Origin of the sequence: Sinorhizobium sp. RAC02, assembly GCF_001713395.1 — a bacterium.
GTDB lineage: Bacteria > Pseudomonadota > Alphaproteobacteria > Rhizobiales > Rhizobiaceae > Shinella.
The window spans coordinates 2,913,632-2,931,533 of sequence record NZ_CP016450.1 but is presented as its reverse complement, the minus strand read 5'-3'; the positions used below and the strand labels follow the sequence as shown (position 1 = coordinate 2,931,533).

The window sequence follows — 17,902 nt, the reverse complement described above, 5'->3', positions numbered from 1 at the left end:
CCCCATGGCATCGATCGGCATCAAGGACGTATCGAAGATCTACAATGGCGGGGTGACCGCGGTCAGCGCCGTCAACATCGACATCGCCGACGGCGAGTTCATCGTGCTCGTCGGCCCGTCGGGCTGCGGAAAGTCGACGCTGCTGCGCATGATCGCCGGGCTGGAGACGATCAGCGAGGGCAGCGTGACGATCGGCGACCGCGTGGTCAACGCCGTTGATCCGGCCGACCGCGATATCGCCATGGTCTTCCAGAACTACGCGCTCTACCCGCACATGTCGGTTTACGAAAACCTTGCCTATGGCCTGAAGAACCGTCGCACGCCGAAGGCGGAGATCGATGCACGCGTGGCGGAGGCCGCCCGCATGCTGGAACTCCAGCCCTATCTGGAACGCAAGCCCCGCGCGCTGTCCGGCGGCCAGCGGCAGCGTGTCGCCATGGGCCGTGCCATCGTGCGCAAGCCGTCGGCCTTCCTGTTCGATGAGCCGCTGTCCAATCTCGATGCGAAGCTACGCGTCTCCATGCGCGGCGAGATCAAGCGCCTGCAACGCCGCGTCGGCACCACGTCGATCTACGTCACCCACGACCAACTGGAAGCCATGACGCTCGCCGACCGGCTCGTCGTCCTGTCAGGCGGCAAGATCGAGCAGATCGGCCGTCCGTTGGAGGTCTATCACCGCCCGGCCACCACCTTCGTCGCAAGCTTCATCGGCTCGCCGGCCATGAACCTCGTCAGCGGTGAAGTGCATGGCACGAAGCTGGCGCTTGGCCCGGCGCTCATCGACCTCGGTTCGACGGTGCCGGCACAGGGCGCGGTCACCGTGGGTCTGCGCGCGGAGGACCTGCGCCTGCATCAGGGACTGGATGGCAGCATGCCGTTCCACATCGACTATGTCGAGGAACTGGGTGCCCAGCGCCTCGTGCACGGGCTCGTCGGCGACCAGCCGATGGTCGCGGCGCTCTCGGCGGAAATCCCGCTTCCGGAAACCGCCTCGCTGTCGATTTCGCCCTCCCGGCTACATTTCTTCGACACGGCCAGCGGTCGCCGCATCGACTGGGCGGGTGAAAGAACGGTTACGGCAAGCGCTTCCACGGTGGAGTTCGTGATATCATGATCCGCACGACCGTCGGCAGGCTGTCCGCCCCCTCCCCGGAGGAGCGCGCCGCCATTGCAGGTCTCGAAAAGTCCATCGCCGCGCACGACGCCCATATGGCGGACCTCGCCTGCATGAACGCGGTGGAGGCCGGTGGCCGGGCCGAACGCGCCGAGCCGCTGCCCTTTCCCTTCACCGTCGCCGCCTGGAACCTGGAGCGCTGCCTGTTTCCGCTGCAAAGCGCCGAACATCTGGGTGCCACCGGTGCCGAAATCGTGCTGCTCTCCGAGATGGACGACGGCATGGCCCGCACGCGCCAGCGCCATACCACGGCAGAGGTCGCCGACGAGCTCGGCATGGCCTATCTTTACGGTGTCGAATTCATCGAGCTCGGCCTCGGCTCGGAGACGGAACTCGAATTCTGCAAGGACAAATTCAACCGTCGCGGCCTGCATGGCAACGGCCTGATGTCGACCGTGCCATTGCACGAGCCCTTCCTGCTGCGCCTCGAAGGTGAACGCCTTTGGTTCATGGACGCGGTCGACCAGCCGCGTCTTGGCGAACGCATGGCGATCGGCGCCGTCATCAACACGGAATCCGGTCCCCTCGTGCTGGCCTCCACGCATTTCGAAAGCGCGACGACGGCGGTCTATCGCGAGCGCCAGATGGTCGGCCTGATGGATGCGCTGGATGCCGCCTTTCCGGGCCGCCCGCTCATCATCGGCGGCGATCTCAACACCGGCAACCATGCCGATGGTGATTTCGAAGCGGAGGGCCTTTTCGCCCGCGCTGCCGAGCGTGGCTTCACGCGCCACGGCGGCCCGCTCGACACGATGACGACACGTCCGAGCCTCATCACGCGCTGGCCCGAGCGGGCGATGAAGCTCGACTGGTTCCTGACCCGCGGCCTTGCCGTCTCGCAGACCCGCATCGTCTCGTCGCTCTGCCCCTCCGGCCGACCGCTGTCTGACCACGATCTCATCACCTGCCGGATCGACGGTTTCGCCTGAAGCGGGAATTGTTACGGATGTTTAAAATGCAACCGATTGTTTGAACGGCACCGTTACCGCTATCGCCTATTCTCCCGGCACGACTTCCAAGGGGGATGAAATGGTACTGAAACTGATGCTTGCCGCCATGGTCGGTGTCGCCGTGCGCAATCGGCAGGCTGAAATGAACGCGCCGAGGCCTTTGATCGCGTCTTCGCTCGACAAGCTCGAAATGGAGCCGAAGCCGATCGAGCCCTCCTGGGTGATCGCAGGCGACCCACAAGCGCGGCTTTCGCTGCATTCGCGCGCCTATGACGAGCAGGCGACGACGGCGATCTGGGATTGCACGGCCGGCACCTTCCGCTGGTATTTCGGCTGGGACGAGACCGTCATGATCCTCGACGGCGAAGTCCACATCACCGGCGAAGACGGCAGCGAACGCACGCTGAAGGCCGGCGACATCGCCTATTTCCCCGGCAAGAGCTGGGCGACCTGGCACATCGACACCTACGTGCGCAAGATCGCCTTCTGCCGCAAGGAATTCCCGGCTCCGATCAATCTCGCCCTGAAGCTGCGTGATCGCCTGCGCGGTGGCCGGCAGGCCTCCGGCGGACTGGCCGCTTAAAAAACACCCCGAATGATCGACGGGCGTCGTGCTGGGAAAGTGCTACGCCCGTTGCCATTGTGCCTGCCGCATCCTACATGTGTCGGGCATTCCTGAGGGGACTTTTCATGGCAAAGATCACGAACGTCGCGGTCCAGATGGACCACGTTTCGACCATCAACATCGCCGGCGATTCCACCTTCGCCATGAGCCTCGAGGCGCAAAGCCGCGGCTACAAGCTTTTCCACTACACACCGGATCGTCTCTCGCTGCGCGACGGCACGGTCTATGCCACCGTCGAGCCGATGGAGCTGCGCGACGTCAAGGGCGACCATTATACGCTGGGCACGCCCGAGCGCGTCGATCTCTCTACGATGGACGTGGTGCTGTTGCGCCAGGATCCGCCCTTCGACATGTCCTACATCACGTCCACGCACCTTCTGGAGCGCATCCACCCGAAGACGCTGGTCGTCAACGATCCAGCCTGGGTGCGCAATTCGCCGGAAAAGATTTTTGTCACCGAATTCGCCGACCTGATGCCGGCAACGCTGATCACCCGCGACGCCGGCGAAATCCGCCGCTTCCGGGACGAAATGGGCGACATGATCCTGAAGCCGCTCTACGGCAATGGCGGCGCCGGCGTCTTCCATTCGACCAAGGACGACCGCAACCTCTCGTCGCTGCTCGAAATGTTCGGCCAGATGTTCCGCGAGCCCTTCATCGCCCAGCAATACCTGCCGGACGTGCGCAAGGGCGACAAGCGCATCATCCTCGTCGACGGCGAGCCGGTCGGTGCGATCAACCGTGTGCCGGCCGAGCATGATGCCCGGTCCAACATGCATGCCGGTGGCCGCCCGGAGCCGACGGAACTGACGGCGCGCGAAAAGGAAATCTGCGCCCGCATCGGCTCGTCGCTGCGCGAACGCGGCTTCCTGCTCGTTGGCATCGACGTCATCGGTGACTATATGACCGAGATCAACGTGACGTCGCCCACCGGCATCCGCGAGGTCAAGAAATTCGGCGGCGCCGACATTGCAGCCCTGCTCTGGGATGCTATCGAGAAGAAGCGCTAAGGCCTCTTCCCCGCGGGAGCGCGGCGGGAAATCCGCCGCGTTTTCCGGGTAGAACGGCCTCTCCGGGACGGTCCGTTCGCGAACGTCCCGCCTTCGTTCCGCAAAGGCAACCGGCCACAACCGGCACGCGGAAAATCCTCCCGCAAGTTCTACGATTGTTCTTGTTTCATTCCGCATTTCATGTCAGATTTACACCTGCAACCCAGGGGCGGTTGCAGGGATCGTTTTCGGCAAAAACGTGTTGCGGTGCTCTTTGCGCGTCATGACCGGCGCGCAGCGCTGCGGGACGAGCGGGGGCAGTCATGGTCGCACGGGTCAGTACGATTGCGTTTCAGGGCATCGAGGGCGTGCCCGTCGATGTGCAGGTCATGGTGGCGCCCGGCAAGGTGGGCATGCAGATCGTCGGCTTGGCCGACAAGGCGGTCGCCGAAAGCCGCGAGCGGGTGCAGGCCGCCCTGCACGCCTCCGGTCTGTCGCTGCCGCCGAAGCGGGTGACTGTCAATCTCGCGCCCGCCGATCTTCCCAAGGAAGGCAGCCACTACGATCTCGCCATTGCGCTCGGCCTGATGATGGCGCTCGGCGCTGTGCCGGGCGATGCGGTGGAAGGCTATGTCGTCATCGGTGAACTCAATCTCGACGGCACGATCGCACCGGTTGCCGGTGCCTTGCCCGCTGCGATGGGGGCGAATGCGCTCGGCAAGGGGCTGATCTGCCCGGCGGAAAACGGTGCGGAAGCTGCCTGGGCCGGCGGTGGGCTCGACATCCTGGCGCCAAGGAGCCTCATTGCGCTCGCCAACCATTTCAAGGGCACCCAGGTCCTGTCGCGCCCCACGCCGGCGATCCGCGCGTCGGCGACGGACCTGCCTGATCTCGCGGATATCCGGGGCCAGGAAAGCGCCAAGCGGGCCTTGGAGGTCGCCGCGGCTGGCAGCCACAATCTCCTGATGGTCGGCCCGCCGGGCTCGGGAAAATCCATGCTGGCTTCTCGCCTTGCCGCCATCCTGCCGCCGCTCACGCCGACCGAGCTGCTTGAAGTTTCGATGATCCACTCCATTGCCGGCCAGCTGTCCGGCGGCCGGCTGTCGGATCGCCGCCCGTTCCGCACGCCGCACCATTCGGCCACCATGGCGGCGCTTGTCGGTGGTGGCGCGCGTGCCCGGCCCGGCGAGGTTTCCCTCGCCCACAATGGCGTGCTCTTCCTTGACGAACTGCCCGAATTCTCGCCGCAGGCGCTCGATGCGCTGCGCCAGCCGCTCGAGACCGGGGAATGCATCATCGCGCGCGCCAATCACCGGGTGAGCTACCCGGCTGCCGTCCAGCTCGTCGCGGCTATGAACCCGTGCCGCTGCGGCATGGCGGGCGAGCCGGGCCGCAGCTGTGTTCGCGGACCGCGCTGCATGAGCGATTATCAGGCGCGCGTCTCCGGCCCGCTGATGGACCGCATCGACATCCGCATCGACGTGCCGGCCGTCTCCGCCTCGGATCTCATCCGCCCGATGGCCGCCGAGCCCAGCGAGACCGTCGCCCGCCGCGTCGCCCATGCCCGGGCCTTGCAGGTCGATCGTTTCGCCCGTCTCGGCATGGCCTCGGTAACGAGCAATGCCCGCGCCTCGACGTCACTCGTCGAAAAGGTTGCGGAGCCCGATCCCGCCGGCCTCCAGCTGCTCCGCGACGCCGCGGAGAAAATGCGGTTTTCCGCCCGCGGCTACCATCGCGTTCTGAAGGTCGCCCGCACGCTTGCCGATCTCGACCAGGCGGCCATCGTCGGGCGCATCCATCTGGCGGAAGCGATTTCCTATCGCATCGCAGGCGAGCGGCTGGTGGCTGCGGCGTGAGCCTGCGATGCGGTGACGTTGGGGGCAACGGAAAGCGCCCGGATGGTCGTTGCGCGGGTGGCTGCCCAGGTTCGGCTGGTAGGGTTTGAGCGAGGCCTGCTCAGGGCCAACGAAGCATATCGGTCCCCCTATAGAGGCATGCGACTATGCCGGTGCCTTGAAAACCGCTTCGATCCGGTGTCCGTCCGGGTCGATGACGAAGGCGGCATAATAGGTCGGGCCATAGTGCAGCCGCAGGCCGGGCGCGCCGTTGTCGATCCCACCGGCGGCGAGGGCCGCTTGATGGAAGGCGTCGACGGCCGGCCGGTCCGGCGCGGCAAAGGCGATGTGGAAGCCGGGGCCGGGTGCGCGGGCGCCGTTGCCATGGTGCTTGAGCGCGAGCTTGTCACCGCCGCCGGGCAGCCCGTAGCCGACGGCCTAGTCCGGTTCGCCGGGCCGCATATCCGACCAGACACGGACATAGCCGAGCGGCGCCAGGGCCGCGTCATAGAAGGTCGCCGCTCGCGCTATGTCGGCCACGCCAAGGGAAAGGTGGTGCAGCATGGTTGAATACCGGAGCAATGGCAGCGGGCGTGCGAGGCGGATTGCAGCCCGATTGCTGCGAAGCAAAGCGTTGGAGTGTTTCCGCAAGTCGCGGAAAAACGAAAATGCGCCCAGCGAGGACGCCCGCCACATGATCTTTCATGCGACGGGCAATCTGTGTCAGCCGCCGAGGCCTTCGAAGAGCACCGTCGAAAGATAACGCTCGGCAAAGGAGGGGATGATGACGATGATGGTCTTGCCGGCATTTTCCGGGCGGCTGCCGACCTTGACGGCGGCGGCGAGCGCGGCACCCGAGGAGATGCCGACCGGAACGCCTTCGAGGCGTGCGACGAGGCGGGCATTTTCGAAGGCTTCGTCATTGCTGACCGTCACGACTTCGTCATAGATCGACTTGTCGAGGATCGCCGGTGCGAAACCGGCGCCGATGCCCTGGATCTTATGCGGGCCGGGATTGCCGCCGGAAAGCACCGGGCTGTCGGCCGGCTCGACCGCCACGACCTGCAGGCCGGGTTTCCTGGCCTTCAGTACTTGGCCGACGCCGGTGATCGTGCCGCCGGTGCCGATGCCCGAAACGAGGATGTCGACGGCACCTTCGGTGTCGTTCCAGATTTCTTCCGCGGTCGTCTTGCGGTGGATTTCCGGGTTGGCCGGGTTTTCGAACTGCTGGGGAATGACGGCGCCGGGAATGGTGGCAGCCAGTTCTTCCGCCATGGCGATCGCGCCCTTCATGCCCTTCGGGCCTTCGGTCAGCACCAGTTCCGCGCCGAGCAGCGCCAGCATCTTGCGCCGCTCGACCGACATGGTTTCCGGCATGGTGAGGATGAGGCGGTATCCCTTCGCGGCGGCGGCGAAGGCAAGCGCAATGCCGGTATTGCCCGAGGTGGGCTCGACCAGCGTCGACTGGCCGGGCGTGATCTTGCCCTGCGCTTCGAGCGCTTCGATCATCGCCACGCCGATACGGTCCTTGACCGAGGCGATCGGATTGAAGAATTCGAGCTTGGCGAGGAGATTGGCGACGACGCCCTTTTCCTTGGCGAACTTGTCGAGCCGCACGATCGGCGTATCGCCGATCGTCTCGGTGATGGAGGTGTAGATGCGGCCGCGGCCGGGCTTGCGGGTGTCGGTCATCGGGTACTCCCTCGGTTCTCGTTGGAGTGAAGATAGGGGCGAACGCGGCGAGAAACGAGTCTGAATTTCGCGACAAAAGGGCCGAAGACGGAATAATCGGGCGCCGATCCCGCAAAAGCCGGGTCGGGTCGCTCAACCCGCGCTCAACATGTCAGTTTGCGGGCACCGGCTTGCGGAGACAGGTCGCCTCAGGCGGCGCGGGTCGCGATATAGGCGGCGGTTCCGGCGAGAATGCCGGCCGCGACGCGATTGAGCCGTTGCAGCGCCTTCGGCTGTTTCAAGAGAAGCCGGGCGCGCGATGCGAGCGCAATATAGGGCACGAGCACGACGAGCAGCACGATGAAGGTCGCGGCGAGCAGCAGGCCGTAGTCCCGGAGGCCGATGGCTTCGAGATCGACAAGCGTCGGCACCAGCGCCACATAGAACAGCATGGTCTTGGGATTGCCGAGCGTCACGAACAGGCCGGACAGGAAGGATGCGGTCATGCTGGTCGAGCGCTGCGCTTCTATATTCTGCGGCAGCAGACCGCTCGTCCAGAGTTTCCAGGCGATATAGCCGAGATAGAGCGCGCCGGCGATCTTGATTAGCATGAAGGTCGTGGTGAAAGTCTGCGCGATGAAGGCAAGGCCGAGAATGACCGCCGTCAGATAGGCCATGTCGCCGAGGATCAGGCCGAGCCCCATGAAGAAGGTCGGCCGGAAGCCGGAGCCGAGCGCACGGGCGACGATCGCCGTGATGCCGGGACCGGGAATGATGGCGGCAATGAACAGTGCACCACTATAGGTGAGAAGGACGGCGAGGGTCATGGCAGGCTCCCTGGAACGGCTCCTTTTATGCGTATCGACGCGTCCCGGCAATGGTTGTGGCGGCGTGCCGGCTGGTTCGTTAGGCGATCCGCTGACTGATGAAAATGACGTGCGTTCGGCCGAAGCGAAAATGCCCGACAACGCTGGGGCATCCGCGCTGAGCGCCGAAGAACGGCCAGTGGGGAAAGAGAGCTGCAAAGCGGTTGCGGCGGGCTGGCCGTGCTGGTGGAATGCCGATCGGCCAATCCGGTGGCCCATCACAAGCCCTCGACGGGACTGTACCGCCGGGCAATCGCCGACGCGGATAGGCAGATTGCCAAGCGATTGGCGACGGTCGGTGTCAGGCGATGAACCACACCGCTCGGGACCGGGGATGGCAACAGGCGTCCGCTACAGCGGCGCGTCAAATAGATATGAAACGGGTTTGACGGATACGACCACAGCCTTCGCCACTTGCATGCCGGGTGGCAGACGTGGGCAAACGCAGCGAAACGATGGTGAAGATGAGCCGTGCGGGGATTGGGCGGACCGCTCCAAATGGCTTGCCGAACACGCACTTGCCGCGAGACGCACTGCCCGGTAATCCTATGCGGTATATCTTCCCGGAGAACCGTCGTGCCCGAACCGGCCAGCCTCGTTGCCTTTGCCCTCATTGCCCTCGGCATGGTGCTGACGCCAGGCCCGAACATGGTCTATCTCGTGTCCCGCTCGCTCTGCCAGGGGCCGGCGGCGGGCCTTGTCTCGCTCGGCGGCGTGGCGCTCGGCTTCGTCTTCTACATGTTCTCTGCGGCCCTCGGCATCACCGCACTCCTGATGGCGGTGCCCTATGCCTATGATGCCTTGCGCTTTGCCGGTGCACTTTATCTGGCGTGGCTTGCGTGGCAGGCGCTGCGTCCCGGCGGGCGCTCGGCGTTCGAGGTGCGGGCGCTGCCGCGCGACAGCAACCGCAAACTGTTCTTCATGGGGTTTTTGACCAACCTCCTGAATCCGAAGATCGCGGTGCTCTATCTCTCGCTGCTGCCGCAGTTCATCGATCCGTCGAAAGGCAGCGTCTTCCTGCAATCGCTCGTGCTCGGCGGCATTCAGGTCGTGATCAGTGTCAGCGTCAATCCGCTGATCGCCGTATCGGCCGGCTCTATCGCCCGGCTGCTCGCCGCTCGCCCGCGCTGGCTGCTGATACAGCGCTGGTTGATGGGCACGGTGCTGGCCGGCCTTGCCCTGCGCATGGCAACGGAAGCCCGGCGCTGATTCGAGCCATTCCAGCAAAAGCGGGCAGCGGCTTTGCACGTACCAAAGAGATGGAGCGTTTCCGCGATTCGAAGACGCGCGGAAAGCCTCTAAAATTCCGCCATCGGCGGCAGAGCGAAGGGTTTTTCCGGCCGCAGGTTTTCTGCACCACGCAGCATGAGCACCATGTCGCCCTCATCCTGCACGGCCGCACCGTCCCACGCCAACCGGTCGGGTGCGAAGCGGACGATCACGCGCGAGGGGGAAATCCCCAGGCTTGCGAGAATGTCCGCAAGGCTTGGAATGGACGCGCCGACGATGTCCAACAGCTCAAAGCGACCATGCTCGTCTAGTCGCCAGGCAACCACCACATCGCCCTCCTCGAGCAAGTCGAGCTTCACATCCGGCATCAGCAGGGCGTTGAAAAGGAACATTTCACGCTGGCGCATCGGTGAAAAACGGTCGGAAACCGGCTTGCGCCCGTCCAACAGGCGGCAAAGCAGCGTGACGTCGTCGTCACTTTGGATATGGAGCCGCCGGACGGGGCAAGCGTGTCCATCCTCCGGCGGCGGGCCGGAAAAGCGGTGCTGCGGCAGCGTTCGAAAACCGTGGCGTTCGTAAAGCCCCGGCGATTCCGTCAAGAGCGCGACGGCCTCAAAACCCTTGGCGTCGCAATGATCGAGCGCCGCCTGCATGACGTCGCGGTAGAGACCGCGGCCGCGATGGCTCGGCCGCACCGCGCCGGATTGCAGTCCGGCGGCGTGCAGGAAAACGCCGTCGACGACGAGGGGCAGGGCGAAGGCGCTGAGATTGGCGACGCAGGCACCGGCATCGTCGAACCAGGCAAAGGCCGTGCAGGTCGGATCCGGTCCTCCGAACCGGTCGAGCGCCGTCACGTCGATACCAAAAGTGTCGTCGAGCAGATCGGCGACCGCCTGCCAGGCGGCCGCATCATCCAAATAGTCCGTGCGGAAGGTAAGGCCCGGCCGGTCGACAGGCATGGTCTCAGCGAACGCCGGTCGAGCCGAAGCCGCCAGCGCCGCGGGTGGTTTCGCTCGTTTCCGCCGCCTCGCGGACAACAACCTGCGTGACAGGGGCGATCACCATCTGGGCAATGCGCATGCCGCGTTCGATGACGAACGGCTCCTCGCCAAGATTGGCCAGCAGCACCTTCACTTCGCCGCGATAGTCGCTGTCGACGGTGCCGGGTGTGTTAAGGCAGGTGATGCCGTTCTTGAAGGCGAGGCCGGAGCGGGGGCGGATCTGGCCCTCGTAGCCGAGCGGGATTTCGAACACGAAGCCGGTTGGCACGAGCGCGCGCTTTCCAGGCGCCAACGTCAGCGGCGCGTCGGTCTCGACAGCGGCGCGCAGGTCCATGCCGGCAGCACCTGCGGTCTCGTAGGCGGGGAGCTCGATTTCCGCGCCATGCGGCAGGCGGACGAGGGAAAGGGTGGGCTTCGAAGGGGCGTGCGCGTTCATGGCGCCCATAAGCCGTGCCGTCGCTTGCACCGTCAATTGCATCTTCCCGGCGGAGACTGTAAAGACCGCGGCAACTCACAGGATATTGCAGAAAATGGCCGAAACCCTTGCCGAGGCGGTCTCCCGCCGCCGCACCTTCGCGATCATCGCGCACCCGGATGCTGGTAAAACCACTCTCACCGAAAAGCTGCTTCTGTTCGGCGGCGCCATCCAGCTCGCCGGCGAAGTGAAGGCGAAGAAGGACCGCATCCAGACCCGTTCGGACTGGATGAAGATCGAGCGCGAGCGCGGCATCTCGGTCGTGACCTCGGTGATGACCTTCGAATATGACGGCAACGTCTTCAACATTCTCGATACGCCCGGCCACGAAGACTTCGCCGACGACACCTACCGCACGCTGACGGCGGTGGATGCAGCCGTCATGGTCATCGACGCGGCAAAAGGTATCGAGCCGCGCACGCTAAAACTGTTCGAGGTCTGCCGCCTGCGCGACATCCCGATCATTACGTTCGTCAACAAGATGGACCGCGAGAGCCGCGATCCCTTCGAGATCCTCGACGAGGTCGAGGAGAAGCTGGCGCTCGATACCGCGCCGATCACGTGGCCCGTCGGCCGCTCGAAGACCTTCTGCGGCTCCTTCCATCTCGCCGAAGGCACGTTCCGCGGCTCTGACAAGCAGGTGCAGCCGACGAAGATCGACGACCCCGCGATCGTCGCCAAGAACCTGCCGGAAAACGAGCGCGAGACCTTCATCGAGGAACTCGAGCTTGCCCAAGGGGTTTGCCGGCCGTTCGATCGCGAGGCCTTCCTCGAGGGCCACATGACGCCTGTCTTCTTTGGCTCGGCGCTGCGCAATTTCGGCGTGCGCGATCTGATCAACGCGCTCGGCGCCATCGCCCCGCCGCCGCGTGACCAGGTTGCCGACGTGCGCAAGGTGCATGCGGCCGAAAACAAGATGACCGCCTTCGTCTTCAAGATCCAGGCGAACATGGACCCGAACCACCGCGACCGCATCGCCTTTGCCCGCGTCTGCTCCGGCATGCTGGAACGCGGCATGAAGGTGCGCCTTGCCCGCACGGGCAAGCAGATCGGCCTGTCGGCGCCGCAGTTCTTCTTCGCTTCGCAGCGCCAGCTGGCCGACACGGCCTATGCCGGCGACGTGGTGGGTATTCCGAACCACGGCACCTTGCGCATCGGCGATACGCTGACCGAAGGCGAGGCGCTGGTCTTCGAAGGCGTGCCGAACTTCGCGCCGGAAATTCTCCGTCGCGTGCGGCTGGAAGACGCGATGAAGGCGAAGAAGCTGAAGGAAGCGCTCCAGCAGATGGCGGAAGAGGGCGTTGTGCAGCTCTTCTCGCCGGAAGACGGCTCGCCCGCCATTGTCGGCGTCGTCGGTGCACTGCAGCTCGACGTCTTGAAGGAGCGGCTTCAGGGGGAATACGGCCTGCCAGTCTCCTTCGAAATGTCGCGCTTCTCCGTCTGCCGCTGGATTTCGTCCGACAGTCCGGCCGAACTCGACAAATTCGTCACCCAGCGCCGCGGCGATATCGCCCGCGACCTCGATGGCGATCCGGTGTTCCTGGCGCAGGATGCCTTCTCGCTGCGCTACGAGGCAGAGCGCTATCCGGCGATCAAGATGGTGGCCATCAAGGAATATCACGTCACCAAGGCGTGATTGGCCAATGTGTGATCGAATAGCGCATCTGTCACTTTCGGCGTGACAGGTGCGGCGGCATTTGCGAAAACCCGTCCCTGACAGGGGCGTCCGCCGGAAGGCGGGCTGAGAAGCACCCTTTGAACCTGAACCGGATCATGCCGGCGGAGGGAGTCGACTGGGTGCTGCCCGTCTGCTGCCTTCGTCGCGAGGAGGCGCGTTGACTGAGGCGATTGCAAACATTCTCTCGATTGCGGGATCCGACCCGTCAGGCGGCGCCGGCATCCAGGCCGACCTCAAGACCTTCGCCGCCCGCGGCACCTATGGCATGGCCGTTCTGACCGCGTTGACGGCACAGAACACGCAGGGCGTCTCCGGCGTGCATCTCGTGCCCCCTACCTTCGTTGCGGCGCAGATTGCGGATATTTTTGGCGACATTCGCGTGCATGCGGTGAAGATCGGCATGATCGCCTCGGCGGAAATCGCCGAGGCTGTCGCCAGGGCACTTTCGTCGCGTCGCGGGCTGCCGATCGTGGTGGATCCGGTGATGGTTGCGAAGGGCGGGGCATCCCTGCTGGAGAGCCAGGCCGTCGAGGCGCTGACGCGGCGCCTGCTGCCGCTTGCGACCGTGCTGACGCCCAACCTGCCGGAAGCGGCCGCGTTGCTCGGTGAACCGGAGGCGATCGACCGCGCGGGAATGGAAGATCAGGCTATGCGCTTGCTGGCGCTCGGCCCGAAGGCCGTGCTTTTGAAGGGTGGCCACCTGCCGGGTGGGCAAAGCCCCGATGTGCTTGCGACGACCGACGGGCAACGCTGGTTCGAGGGTGTGCGCGTACTGACGCGCAACACCCACGGCACCGGTTGCTCGCTGTCGAGCGCGATCGCGGCGGAACTTGGCAAGGGCAAGCCGCTTGCGGATGCCGTTGCCGCAGCGAAGAGCTTCATCGCCGGCGCGGTGCGCACCTCGGATGCCCTTGCTGTTGGCTCCGGCCACGGACCGCTTCATCACTTCCACGCGCTCTGGACCTGATCGTCAGCGGTCTGCCAGTGCGAGCCGCAGGCCCATGAGGCCAAGGGCGGCGGCAAAGCTGCGCTGCGTCCAGACCATGATCCTTGGCCGGCTAAGGACCTGGTGTCGAAACCCTGCGGCAAGCGCGCCGTAGAGGGCGAAGACCAGGAAAGTGAGCAGCATGAAGACGCCGCCGAGAAAGAGCATCTGCGCCGTGGCGTCCGCCGCGTCCGCCGGCACGAATTGCGGCAGGAACGCCAGGAAGAACAGCGAAAGCTTCGGGTTGAAGATGTTGGTGAGAATGCCCTTTCGCACGATGCGAAGCGCGCGTTCGGCGGGTGCCTTTTCATCTCTGATATCCAGCGCATTGCTATCCTTCAGCAAGCTCCACGCGATGAACAGCAGATAGGCGACGCCGATATAGCGCAGCACCTCGAAGGCAAGCGCGCTGGCATGCAGAACCGCGGCAAGGCCGACGACGCTGGCGAGGATATGCGGAATGATGCCGAGCGTGCAGCCGAAGGCGGCGAGCAACCCGGCGCGAAATCCGCCGCTGATGCCGAGCGCCAGCGTGTAGATGACGCCGGTGCCCGGTAGCAGGATGACGACGAGCGAGGTGATGAGGAATTCGGTGGTCATGGCAGGTCCCGTGCAGAAGAGGAGGCTGCAGGGGACACCGGAAGGGTATGATTGGTCTTGAACGAAATTGCAGGTTCAGGCGCTGGCGGTGAGATAGGCGCCGGGCGTGTAGCCGTAGCGGCGCGTAAAGTTGCGCGTCATATGGCTCTGGTCGGCAAAACCCGCGGCAATCGCCACCTCGGCAAGCGCGGTGCCGCGTGAAATCATCCGCCGGGCGAGTTCGGTGCGGCGCTGGAGCAGATAGGCATGCGGCGTGAGGCCGGTGATGCGGGCGAAGTCGCGCACCAGCCGGAAGCGGCCGAGCCCGCTTTCTGCGGCAAGCTCTTCGAGGGTGATCACGGAGGCGGGGTCGCTATCGAGGCGGTCGCGGGCGCGGCTGACGCGCGATGCGGCAGCGCTGCTGCTCTTCGGCGCCCGTTCCCGCAACACGGCTGCGAGCAGCATTAACAGGCGTTCGTCACGGCCGATGGAGGTGGTGTGACGATCCAGCAGCGCGGTGAGGGCGGCGGCGGCGAGGCCCGCAATACGGCCATCCTCCAGCACGGGCGCATAAAACTCCTCGCGCGGCCGGCCTTCAAAAATGTCCTCTGCAGCGGCGGCAACGACAGCCGGCTGTATATAGAGCATGCGCCAGGCGCGTGAGGCGTCGCCAAGCGGCGCGCCGTCATGCACCTCGCCGGGATTGACGGTGATGGTGTTGCCGGCTTCGGCCTCCACAATGCCGCGCCCGCTTGCCGATTTCTGCGCGCCGCGCTCGATCATGCCGACGCCATAGGCGTCATGGCTATGGCGTGCAAAGACGTGACTGCTGTCTGCAATCACCGCCTCGATGCCGTCTATACCCGTCCGCAAGATCTGGAAGGACCCGGTCGCCATGGTTCAGTCCCGCTGCTCGGGCGGCAGGGCCGCCGTTTCGCCGAACCAGTCCATGGCGGACGCACACCAGCTCTGGCGTTTCGGCTTCAGGGCGGCCCGCTGATTGATGCTGCCCCAGCGGATGCCCCACATGTCAGCATCCTCGTCCGTGCCGGTGACGAAAAGCGGCGAGCCGCATTGGGCGCAGAAATATTGTAGGCGCTTGCGGCCGCTTTCCGCCGTCTTGACGTAGAGTTTCGGCGGGTTGCCGGTGAGGGCCACCGCCTCGCGCGGCGTGCTGACGGTCACGCGATAGGGCGAGCCGGTCAGCCGCTGGCAATCCGTGCAATGGCAGATCGAAACGGCGTCCGGGTCGATCTCGGCCGTATAGGTCACGTCGCCACAATGGCATTGCCCGTCGATGCGCATGGTGCGTCCTTCCCTTGTCGTGAGAGGATAGGCCCTCACGTCGCACCGTCAACAGGATGACCACGCTGTTCCGCCGGAAACTGCCGGCAGGCCGCATTGTCATCAGAATGACACGCATGGTTTCGGCCCGTTTACATTCGTTAACGCATTTTTACCCATTTGCGTTGAAAATCAGGCCAGTGCCATGGTTAATGCGTCTGGTCAAACACCGGTTCGTCGCCGGTCTTCGAAAGCGAGAATAGCGTCATGTGCCGTTGGGCAGCCTATCGCGGAGAGCCGCTTTATCTCGAGGAACTGGTGTCCTCGCCGGCTCACTCGCTGATCGAACAATCCCATTGCGCCACGCGCGCCAAGACGTCCACCAATGGCGACGGCTTCGGCATTGCCTGGTATGGCGAGCGCCCGGAGCCCGGCCGCTACCGCGATATCCTGCCGGCCTGGTCCGACTGCAATCTCAGAAGCATCGCGCGCCAGGTCCGCTCGCCGCTTTTCCTCGCCCATGTTCGCGCCGCAACAGGCGGCGGCACGCGGCGCGACAATTGCCATCCCTTCGTCAACGGCATCTGGTCCTTCATGCACAACGGCCAGATCGCCGATTTCGAGCACCTGCGCCGGCCGCTCGAAACCATGCTCGACAACGACCTCTACAATGCCCGCACCGGCTCGACGGATTCGGAACTGCTCTTCCTGCTGGCGCTGCAATTCGGCCTGGCTCGCGATCCGCTCGGCGCGATGGCGGAGACCATCGCTTTCGTCGAGCGCCTTGCCGCCCATCTGGAACGCCGCGTGCTCGTGCGTTTCACTGCTGCCTTCACCGATGGCGACCAGCTTTATGCCGTGCGCTATGCGACGGACTACGCCGCCCCGACGCTCTATGCGGCCCCGATGGGGGAGACCGGCGGCTACTGCCTCGTTTCCGAACCGCTGAACGACGACACGGAAGCCTGGGTGGAAATTCCCGATGGCAGCGCCGTGGTGCTTGGCGAAAACGGCGTCGACGTGCGCATCTTCACGCCCGCCGGCCGGCCGGCGAGCACGATGGACGCGAAGCTCGCCCTCGTCAAATAAGCCGCTCGGCGATCCAGCCGGCAAGGCGGCCGGCAACGTCTTCCTTCGACAGGTCCGGCCATTGCTCGACGCCGGCGGCGGTGATCAGCTTCACGCTGTTTCGCGTGCCACCCATGATGCCGGTTTCCGGCGAAACGTCGTTGGCGACGATAAGATCGGCACCTTTCTTCTGAAGCTTTACGCGCCCATTGTTTTCGACATCCTGCGTCTCGGCAGCAAAGCCGACGACGACCTTCGGGCGCTTCGCGTGGTGGCCGACGGTCTTCAGGATGTCAGGGTTTTCCGCCAGCATCAGCGGCGGCGGACCTTCGCCCGGCTGCTTCTTGATCTTTTCTGCGTTCGGCGTCGCGACGCGCCAGTCGGCGACGGCCGCGACCATCACCGCGATGTCCGCCGGCAATGCGCCAAGCACGGCCTGCAGCATCTCGTCCGCCCGTTCCACCTTGATGACGGTGACACCCGGCGGATCGGCGAGTGTGACAGGCCCGGAGACGAGCGTCACCTGCGCACCAAGCCGGGCAAGGGCGGCGGCGATGGCATGGCCCTGCCGGCCGGAAGAACGGTTGGCGATGTAGCGCACCGGGTCGATCGGCTCATGCGTCGGGCCTGAGGTGACGATGGCGGTGCGGCCGGTGAGCGGCTTGGCTCCACCGTCGAGAAGGCCTTCGGCGGCGGCAACGATTTCCAAGGGTTCGGCCATGCGGCCGAGGCCAGCCTCGCCGCCTTCCGCCATTTCGCCGGCATTGGGGCCGACGAAGGCGAGGCCATCCTTGCGCAGCGTCGCGACATTGCGGCGTGTCGCGGGGTGCGACCACATTTTCGGGTTCATGGCCGGCGCCAGCAGCACCGGGCGATCGGTGGCGAGCAGCAGGGTCGAGGCGAGGTCGTCGGCAAGGCCGTTCGCCATCTTGGCCATCAGGTCGGCGGTGGCGGGGGCGACGATGATGAGATCGCAGTCGCGTGCCAGCCTTATATGCCCGACATCCTGCTCGTCCTCGCGTGAAAAAAGGTCCGTATAGACATGGCCGGCGGAAAGCGCGCCGACGGCAAGCGGCGTGACGAACTGCTGCGCGCCTGCGGTCATGACGGGCCGCACCTCCGCGCCCCGTTCCCGTAGACGCCGGATCAGGTCGAGACTCTTATAGGCGGCGATGCCGCCGGAGATGACGAGGAGGATGCGTTTTCCTGCAAGCGGCATGGCGGGTCCTGAACGCGTGAGGCACATGGATGCCCTCCGGGAGGGCGGTCATTCCGTCCTACCCCGTTGCAATGGCATTTCCTAGTCTGCGCCGGCCGCGAACGCCTCAGTGGCAGACCTTGATCTTCTTGATGATGACATTGCCGTAGTAGTCGTACCTCTTGACCTTCTTCCAGAAACACGTCGGCTTATGGCCGTAGTAGTGGTGGCGAGGTCAACGAGGCCGGCTGGCCGGATCGTCGCGGCGTCCGGCATCCTGCCGGCAAAGGCCGG

17 protein-coding genes, 1 pseudogene and 1 riboswitch are annotated in these 17,902 nt (G+C 65.0%); of the genes and pseudogenes, 9 read left to right on the top strand and 9 right to left on the bottom strand.

From position 1 onward, the window contains the following. Positions 1–4: 4 nt before the first annotated feature. The 5 genes from BSY16_RS14090 (at position 5) to BSY16_RS14070 (ending at position 5,594) form a co-directional block, all read left to right on the top strand. A complete protein-coding gene (locus BSY16_RS14090; protein WP_069060240.1) occupies positions 5–1,114 on the top strand; it encodes a sn-glycerol-3-phosphate import ATP-binding protein UgpC in 1,110 nt (369 codons plus the stop codon). Beyond that, positions 1,111–2,103: an endonuclease/exonuclease/phosphatase family protein gene (locus BSY16_RS14085; RefSeq protein WP_069060239.1), complete on the top strand. Its 993-nt coding sequence runs from the start codon at positions 1,111–1,113 to the stop codon at positions 2,101–2,103. The genes BSY16_RS14090 and BSY16_RS14085 overlap by 4 nt, the downstream gene beginning before the upstream one ends. 100 nt (positions 2,104–2,203) lie before the next feature. Further along, the gene (locus tag BSY16_RS14080) at positions 2,204–2,707 is read left to right on the top strand and encodes a cupin domain-containing protein (RefSeq protein ID WP_069060238.1); all 504 of its coding nucleotides are present in this window, start codon (positions 2,204–2,206) and stop codon (positions 2,705–2,707) included. Positions 2,708–2,814: 107 nt separating this feature from the next. Beyond that, the gene (gene gshB, locus BSY16_RS14075) at positions 2,815–3,759 is read left to right on the top strand and encodes a glutathione synthase (protein WP_069060237.1); all 945 of its coding nucleotides are present in this window, start codon (positions 2,815–2,817) and stop codon (positions 3,757–3,759) included. Positions 3,760–4,061: 302 nt separating this feature from the next. Continuing rightward, the gene (locus BSY16_RS14070) at positions 4,062–5,594 is read left to right on the top strand and encodes a YifB family Mg chelatase-like AAA ATPase (protein ID WP_069060236.1); all 1,533 of its coding nucleotides are present in this window, start codon (positions 4,062–4,064) and stop codon (positions 5,592–5,594) included. A gap of 144 nt (positions 5,595–5,738) precedes the next feature. Here BSY16_RS14070 and BSY16_RS32745 read toward each other — a convergent pair. The 3 genes and pseudogenes from BSY16_RS32745 to BSY16_RS14055 all read right to left on the bottom strand — a co-directional run bounded on the left by BSY16_RS32745 (position 5,739) and on the right by BSY16_RS14055 (position 8,071). After that, positions 5,739–6,137, bottom strand: a pseudogene (locus BSY16_RS32745) (VOC family protein). Between the two features lie 159 nt (positions 6,138–6,296). Next, positions 6,297–7,265 (bottom strand): cysteine synthase A, encoded by a 969-nt coding sequence (cysK, locus tag BSY16_RS14060; protein WP_069060234.1) that lies wholly within the window; start codon positions 7,263–7,265, stop codon positions 6,297–6,299. 188 nt (positions 7,266–7,453) lie between these two features. Next, complete coding sequence (locus BSY16_RS14055) at positions 7,454–8,071, bottom strand: LysE family translocator (RefSeq protein WP_069060233.1); 618 nt, start codon at positions 8,069–8,071, stop codon at positions 7,454–7,456. Between the two features lie 663 nt (positions 8,072–8,734). Between BSY16_RS14055 and BSY16_RS14050 the strand changes: the two genes are divergently transcribed. Next, entirely contained in the window at positions 8,735–9,319 is a 585-nt protein-coding gene (locus tag BSY16_RS14050) for a LysE family translocator (RefSeq protein ID WP_502696008.1), read from the top strand. A gap of 89 nt (positions 9,320–9,408) precedes the next feature. On the opposite strand, the gene BSY16_RS14045 is transcribed toward BSY16_RS14050, so the two are convergent. Beyond that, entirely contained in the window at positions 9,409–10,299 is an 891-nt protein-coding gene (locus BSY16_RS14045; protein ID WP_069060231.1) for a GNAT family N-acetyltransferase, read from the bottom strand. 4 nt (positions 10,300–10,303) lie between these two features. Next, positions 10,304–10,777 (bottom strand): dUTP diphosphatase, encoded by a 474-nt coding sequence (dut, locus tag BSY16_RS14040; RefSeq protein WP_069061549.1) that lies wholly within the window; start codon positions 10,775–10,777, stop codon positions 10,304–10,306. A gap of 94 nt (positions 10,778–10,871) precedes the next feature. Here dut and BSY16_RS14035 point away from each other — a divergent pair, with 94 nt between their 5' ends. After that, positions 10,872–12,452, top strand: coding sequence for a peptide chain release factor 3 (locus BSY16_RS14035; protein WP_069060230.1), 1,581 nt, complete (start codon positions 10,872–10,874; stop codon positions 12,450–12,452). A gap of 72 nt (positions 12,453–12,524) precedes the next feature. Continuing rightward, a riboswitch (TPP riboswitch) is annotated at positions 12,525–12,621 on the top strand. A 30-nt stretch (positions 12,622–12,651) separates the two neighbouring features. Continuing rightward, complete coding sequence (thiD, locus tag BSY16_RS14030) at positions 12,652–13,461, top strand: bifunctional hydroxymethylpyrimidine kinase/phosphomethylpyrimidine kinase (protein WP_286157137.1); 810 nt, start codon at positions 12,652–12,654, stop codon at positions 13,459–13,461. A gap of 3 nt (positions 13,462–13,464) precedes the next feature. Here thiD and BSY16_RS14025 read toward each other — a convergent pair whose 3' ends face one another. The 3 genes from BSY16_RS14025 to BSY16_RS14015 all read right to left on the bottom strand — a co-directional run bounded on the left by BSY16_RS14025 (position 13,465) and on the right by BSY16_RS14015 (position 15,363). Beyond that, complete coding sequence (locus BSY16_RS14025) at positions 13,465–14,079, bottom strand: LysE family translocator (protein WP_069060229.1); 615 nt, start codon at positions 14,077–14,079, stop codon at positions 13,465–13,467. Between the two features lie 75 nt (positions 14,080–14,154). Then, the gene (locus BSY16_RS14020; RefSeq protein WP_069060228.1) at positions 14,155–14,955 is read right to left on the bottom strand and encodes an AraC family transcriptional regulator; all 801 of its coding nucleotides are present in this window, start codon (positions 14,953–14,955) and stop codon (positions 14,155–14,157) included. Positions 14,956–14,958: 3 nt separating this feature from the next. Further along, positions 14,959–15,363 carry a GFA family protein gene (locus tag BSY16_RS14015; protein ID WP_069060227.1) on the bottom strand — a complete coding sequence of 135 codons (405 nt, stop codon included), beginning with the start codon at positions 15,361–15,363 and terminating at the stop codon, positions 14,959–14,961. A 246-nt stretch (positions 15,364–15,609) separates the two neighbouring features. Between BSY16_RS14015 and BSY16_RS14010 the strand changes: the two genes are divergently transcribed. Further along, on the top strand, positions 15,610–16,431 hold the full coding sequence (locus BSY16_RS14010; protein WP_069060226.1) for a class II glutamine amidotransferase: 822 nt from the start codon (positions 15,610–15,612) through the stop codon (positions 16,429–16,431). Here the strand turns inward: BSY16_RS14010 and coaBC are convergent. Further along, positions 16,424–17,629, bottom strand: a complete 1,206-nt coding sequence (gene coaBC, locus BSY16_RS14005) for a bifunctional phosphopantothenoylcysteine decarboxylase/phosphopantothenate--cysteine ligase CoaBC (RefSeq protein WP_069060225.1) — start codon at positions 17,627–17,629, stop codon at positions 16,424–16,426. The genes BSY16_RS14010 and coaBC overlap by 8 nt on opposite strands. Between the last annotated feature and the right edge of the window lie 273 nt (positions 17,630–17,902).

What these genes read in the sequence shown, in the direction of transcription:
- cysK (WP_069060234.1), bottom strand. Translation starts at nt 7,265, where the DNA reads ATGACCGACACCCGCAAGCCCGGCCGCGGCCGCATCTACACCTCCATC.
- BSY16_RS14015 (WP_069060227.1), bottom strand. Translation starts at nt 15,363, where the DNA reads ATGCGCATCGACGGGCAATGCCATTGTGGCGACGTGACCTATACGGCC.
- BSY16_RS14010 (WP_069060226.1), top strand. Translation starts at nt 15,610, where the DNA reads ATGTGCCGTTGGGCAGCCTATCGCGGAGAGCCGCTTTATCTCGAGGAA.
- BSY16_RS14025 (WP_069060229.1), bottom strand. Translation starts at nt 14,079, where the DNA reads ATGACCACCGAATTCCTCATCACCTCGCTCGTCGTCATCCTGCTACCG.
- gshB (WP_069060237.1), top strand. Translation starts at nt 2,815, where the DNA reads ATGGCAAAGATCACGAACGTCGCGGTCCAGATGGACCACGTTTCGACC.
- dut (WP_069061549.1), bottom strand. Translation starts at nt 10,777, where the DNA reads ATGAACGCGCACGCCCCTTCGAAGCCCACCCTTTCCCTCGTCCGCCTG.
- BSY16_RS14080 (WP_069060238.1), top strand. Translation starts at nt 2,204, where the DNA reads ATGGTACTGAAACTGATGCTTGCCGCCATGGTCGGTGTCGCCGTGCGC.
- coaBC (WP_069060225.1), bottom strand. Translation starts at nt 17,629, where the DNA reads ATGCCGCTTGCAGGAAAACGCATCCTCCTCGTCATCTCCGGCGGCATC.
- BSY16_RS14045 (WP_069060231.1), bottom strand. Translation starts at nt 10,299, where the DNA reads ATGCCTGTCGACCGGCCGGGCCTTACCTTCCGCACGGACTATTTGGAT.
- BSY16_RS14055 (WP_069060233.1), bottom strand. Translation starts at nt 8,071, where the DNA reads ATGACCCTCGCCGTCCTTCTCACCTATAGTGGTGCACTGTTCATTGCC.
- BSY16_RS14085 (WP_069060239.1), top strand. Translation starts at nt 1,111, where the DNA reads ATGATCCGCACGACCGTCGGCAGGCTGTCCGCCCCCTCCCCGGAGGAG.
- BSY16_RS14090 (WP_069060240.1), top strand. Translation starts at nt 5, where the DNA reads ATGGCATCGATCGGCATCAAGGACGTATCGAAGATCTACAATGGCGGG.
- BSY16_RS14020 (WP_069060228.1), bottom strand. Translation starts at nt 14,955, where the DNA reads ATGGCGACCGGGTCCTTCCAGATCTTGCGGACGGGTATAGACGGCATC.
- BSY16_RS14035 (WP_069060230.1), top strand. Translation starts at nt 10,872, where the DNA reads ATGGCCGAAACCCTTGCCGAGGCGGTCTCCCGCCGCCGCACCTTCGCG.
- BSY16_RS14050 (WP_502696008.1), top strand. Translation starts at nt 8,735, where the DNA reads ATGGTGCTGACGCCAGGCCCGAACATGGTCTATCTCGTGTCCCGCTCG.
- BSY16_RS14070 (WP_069060236.1), top strand. Translation starts at nt 4,062, where the DNA reads ATGGTCGCACGGGTCAGTACGATTGCGTTTCAGGGCATCGAGGGCGTG.